We start from the raw sequence: 4,538 nt of genomic DNA on the forward strand, positions 1-4,538 counted from the left end.
GGGGGGCTAGGGAAGAGGGCTGGTTCGATTCCGTGGGGCTGATGAACGGTTTCCGCCGCGCCGCCCGCGCCAGCGGCGTCGAGTATATCGACAATGCAGCGACAGGGCTGGATATTGCCGATGGACGGGTCATCTCGGTGCGCCTCGCGACCGGACAGACGGTTCGTTGCGGAACATTGGTCAACGCCGCGGGCCCGCGCGCGCAGCAGGTGGCAGCCATGGCCGGCCTGTCGATCCCGGTCGCGCCCTACAAGCGCTACAGCTTCGTCTTCGCCAGCGCCAACCCGATCCCCGGCCGGATGCCCAATGTCATCGACCTTTCCGGAACATTCGTGCGTCCCGAAGGCGAGCTTTTTCTCACCGGCAACACGCCGCAGGGCGACGGACCGGCCGGCTACGACGACTTTGAAATGCACCATGAAGAGTTCGACGACTACATCTGGCCGGCACTCTGGCACCGCATTCCGTCTTTCGACGCACTCAAGGTCCAGACCAGTTGGACCGGCCACTACGAGTACAACATGCTCGACCACAACGGCATCGTCGGCTTCCACCCGCAGGTGACCAATTTCATGTTTGCCAACGGCTTCTCGGGGCACGGGCTGCAACAGTCGCCAGCCGTGGGCCGGGGAGTTTCAGAACTTATCGTTCACGGGGCTTTCCAGACGCTCGATCTGTCGCCATTCTGTTACGAGCGCATAGAGCGCAACGAGCCGTTCCTCGAGGAAGCGGTGATCTAGGGCGAGACGATCGACCACCCCGTTTTGATTTGGCGAAGCAATTCATCACGGGACGTCGGTCGTGTTCGAGATTGCACCAAGCACAAGCGCCCCGGTTGTCCTCCTGGCCTCGAGATCGCGATGAGCGTCGGCAGCCTGCGCCAGATCATATTGCCTGGGCGCGCCTATCTTGATCACACCTATGCAAACTGGCGGAGAGAGCGGGATTCGAACCCGCGTTACGGTCTCCCGTAAACACACTTTCCAGGCGTGCGCCTTCAACCACTCGGCCACCTCTCCGTCCATGCATGTCGCGTCGGCCGGTTTCGCCGTGCGGGTTGGGGAGATGCACCTCCCTTGGGGCTGAGGCGTGGAAATCCGCGCCGGCGCCGCCAACCAGCGAACGCCCTTCCCCACACCTGAGCCGTCGAAGCAACAGGCGCGGGGCTCATCTAGTCGATCCGGCGCCGAATGCCAAGCCATAACGGCAGTCTATTCGCTTTGCCGGCCACACAGTGTTTCACAAGGCGGCCGGCATGCCCGTTTTTACGGGCGCCGCCGCTGCAATGGTGTGCACAGGCACGACCGCCGGGCCGGCCGCCCTTGACTTCCCCCGGAGTTGCCTGTCGGGTGCCGAGGCTTTGCGGGGGCATTGTGCGGACATGACATCGAGCAATGGACAGACGCCAGTCAGGCGGCCGGACAGCGGGCTTTCCTTCGTGCCGGTGGGCTGGCTCGTCTTCGTCATGGCGTGGTCGGTCTACGGCCTGATCTCCGTCTGGCCCGCGGTCGGCGCCACCGGCCTACCAGACAGCGTGTTTTACCTTGTCTATGGCGGGCTCGCCGTCGACATCATCACCATCCTGTGGGGGCTTTACCTGCTCGGCCTCGCCTTCGGCCGCTCGGCCCGTTTCCCGCGCCAGTTCACCATCTGGCAGGTCGCCACAATCATCTGGCTGGTGGCCTGGCAGGCCTGTGCACTGACGATTTCGGATTTCGTCTTTTCGGGCCAGGCGCTTGCCATCACCGCTGCTCAACTCGCCATCGGGGTCCTCTGCATCTATCTGCTGCGCCGTGGATCCGAAGCCGATGCCGTTTATGTCAATCCGGAAACCGAAAGCCCGCCTGTCTTCGTCTCGGTCGTCGCCGCGCTGCTCGGCATCGTCCTGGGCGCGGTCATCGGCGCCGTGGGCGGATTCGCCATCGGCTCGGTGATCGCTGATGCCACCGAGATGAGCTGTTTCGAGGGCGCCTGCGGCTATTTCGCCGTGTTCGCTGGCCTGGCCGGCCTGGTGATCGGCGCCATTGGCGGCGGCGTTTTCGCCGTCTGGCGTGTCCATCGGCGCAAAAGGAAGCCGGCCGCATAATTCGCGCAGAGCAACGAATCCGGGTCACCCGGTCTTTGAAGACTTCGCCGGCACGTCGGTTTGCGAGGCACCAAACGCAAAAACCCGCCTGTGCGGCGGGTCGTCGGCGCAAGTCAGCACCATGCCGAAATTGTTAGCATAGCTGCCCTCACATGTCAATGAATAGCTACCCAACCGACTGTCGTCCGGCCTTCTGTTGACCTGAGTTTGGAGTCTGCAAATTCGCGTATGGCGATTGCGATCCAGCCATGCGCATTCTATCTCTGAAAGGCCCCTCGGGAGGGGACCAGCCCGGAGGAGGGTTCTAATGTTTCGCTTCGTCTTTCGTCTTGCCGCAATGATCGCGCTGTCGATTTCCGTCATCATGGCGGTGCTCGACGCGACACGCACCGTGGCGGCCTCCGTGCTGGTGCTGACCCCGCTCAACACCAGTTGGCTGGCGGTCTCGCCCGACACGAGGGCCGCCTTCGAAACCTTCATCCGAACCAAGGCCAGCCCGCTGCTGTGGGACGGCGCCGTCGCCTGGGTGCTGAACCAGCCGGGCTTCGCCGTGTTCGCGGTGCTGGCTTTCCTGCTCTATGCGATAGGCTACAGGCGGCCACCGCGTGCTGGGCAGTTCGCCGCCACCTAGAGCATCGGACCCAAAAGCGGTTGCCGGTTTTGGGAATCCGATGCTCAAACAAAGCCGCCGTCATGCGGCTTCTTGCGTTTCACCCGGAGAGGAGCCGCGCATGTTCTTTCTCAGCGACATGCTGAACAAGAAGCTCAATCTGCCGAAGCCCTCCGAGGCCCTGCCGGGCCGCGCCAAGGCGATCCCGACCGCATCCAGACACAAGGTCTTGAAAAGATCGCTCAAGGGTCCTTATCCCGAGAGGCTGGAGACGGCGATGTTCGGACTGGGCTGCTTCTGGGGTGCGGAGCGGCTGTTCTGGCAGATCGAAGGCGTCTGGGTCACCGCGGCTGGCTATGCCGGCGGCTTCACCCCCAATCCGACCTATCAGGAGACCTGCACCGGGCTTACCGGTCATGCCGAAGTGGTGCTGGTGGTCCATGACCCCGAGATCGTCTCCTATGCTGGGCTTCTGAGGCTGTTCTGGGAAAGCCACGACCCCACGCAGGGCATGCGCCAGGGCAATGATGTCGGCACCACCTATCGCTCCGCGATCTACACGAGCGACGAGGCGCAATTGCGGGCGGCGAGCGCCTCGCGCGATGCGTATGAGACCTCGCTGCGCGGTGCCGGCCACGGCAGGATCACCACCGAGATCGCGCCGGCGGCCGAATTCTACTTCGCCGAAGCCGATCACCAGCAATATTTGGCGAAGAACCCTTACGGCAAGTGCAACCTCAAAGGCACCGGCGTCGCTTGCGCCATCCCTGCCGCCGCCTCCGCCTGACACTTGGCGCAAGGACAAGCTGCGGTGCGGCTTGTCCGCACCAAGCTTTTCCAAAAGGTCAAAATTCCGCGTGAATTTTGTTTCGGGCCATGCCAGATTGCCGCCGAGCGGGAGGGAGTACACTCCTGGCTGACGTCGTATGCCTGCCGGAGAACCGGGCAGGCATGCGGTGCATAACGGAAAAAATAACCGACAGGGTGTGGATCACATGAAACGTATCGTTCTCGGCCTCCTGGCCGCAACCGCAATGGTTCTTCCGGCTTTCGCCGCGGATGTCCAGCCGGCCATCCTCTATGATCTCGGCGGCAAGTTCGACAAATCCTTCAACGAGGCTGCCTACAACGGCGCCGAGAAATTCAAGACGGAAACCGGCACGGCATACGTCGAATTCGAGGTCTCCAATGCCTCGCAGCGTGAGCAGGCGCTGCGCCGCTTCGCCGAGGACGGCCGCAACCCGATCGTCATGGCCGGCTTTGCCTGGACGGACGCGCTGACCAAGGTCGCCGCCGAATATCCCGACCTGAACTTCGCCATCATCGACGACCAGGTCGATCTGCCGAACGTGCGGTCGCTGAAGTTCAAGGAACAGGAGGGCTCCTACCTCGTCGGCATCCTGGCGGCGATGGCCTCTAAGTCCAAGAAGGTCTCCTTCGTTGGCGGCATGGATATCCCTCTGATCCGCAAGTTCGAATGCGGCTATGTCGGCGGCGCCAAGTCGGCGGGTGCGACTGATGTCATCCAGAACATGACCGGCGACACGCCGGCTGCCTGGAACGATCCGGCCAAGGGCGGCGAGATCGCCAAGACGCAGATCGACCAGGGCTCCGACGTGATCTACGCCGCGGCAGGCGGCACCGGCGTCGGCGTGCTGCAGGCGGCGGCAGATGCCGGCAAGCTCGGCATCGGCGTCGATTCCAACCAGAACGGCCTGCAGCCGGGCAAGGTGCTGACCTCGATGCTGAAGCGCGTCGACGTCGCCGTCTACACCGCCTTCATGGACGGCAAGAACGGCACCTTCAAGGGCGGAGTCGAGAATCTGGGCCTCAAGGAAGGCG

At 63.1% G+C, this 4,538-nt stretch carries 5 protein-coding genes and 1 tRNA gene; 5 read left to right on the top strand and 1 reads right to left on the bottom strand.

Going from position 1 to position 4,538, the window contains the following annotated elements; genetic code table 11:
- On the top strand, positions 1-740 hold a 740-nt coding region (locus EOC06_RS10490; protein ID WP_164898535.1), incomplete at its 5' end, for an FAD-binding oxidoreductase.
- A 189-nt stretch (positions 741-929) separates the two neighbouring features.
- Here EOC06_RS10490 and EOC06_RS10495 read toward each other — a convergent pair.
- A tRNA-Ser gene (locus tag EOC06_RS10495) sits at positions 930-1,019 on the bottom strand.
- Positions 1,020-1,381: 362 nt separating this feature from the next.
- Here EOC06_RS10495 and EOC06_RS10500 point away from each other — a divergent pair.
- The 4 genes from EOC06_RS10500 to EOC06_RS10515 all read left to right on the top strand — a co-directional run.
- Positions 1,382-2,086 carry a hypothetical protein gene (locus EOC06_RS10500; RefSeq protein ID WP_245469465.1) on the top strand — a complete coding sequence of 235 codons (705 nt, stop codon included), beginning with the start codon at positions 1,382-1,384 and terminating at the stop codon, positions 2,084-2,086.
- A gap of 307 nt (positions 2,087-2,393) precedes the next feature.
- Positions 2,394-2,717 (top strand): hypothetical protein, encoded by a 324-nt coding sequence (locus EOC06_RS10505; RefSeq protein ID WP_127266916.1) that lies wholly within the window; start codon positions 2,394-2,396, stop codon positions 2,715-2,717.
- A gap of 100 nt (positions 2,718-2,817) precedes the next feature.
- The gene (gene msrA / locus EOC06_RS10510; protein ID WP_128307698.1) at positions 2,818-3,483 is read left to right on the top strand and encodes a peptide-methionine (S)-S-oxide reductase MsrA; all 666 of its coding nucleotides are present in this window, start codon (positions 2,818-2,820) and stop codon (positions 3,481-3,483) included.
- Positions 3,484-3,691: 208 nt separating this feature from the next.
- A partial coding sequence (locus EOC06_RS10515; protein ID WP_245469466.1) for a BMP family ABC transporter substrate-binding protein occupies positions 3,692-4,538 on the top strand: 847 nt, incomplete at its 3' end.

The sequence above is a fragment of the Mesorhizobium sp. M7A.F.Ca.MR.362.00.0.0 genome, assembly GCF_004023175.1.
Lineage (GTDB): Bacteria > Pseudomonadota > Alphaproteobacteria > Rhizobiales > Rhizobiaceae > Mesorhizobium.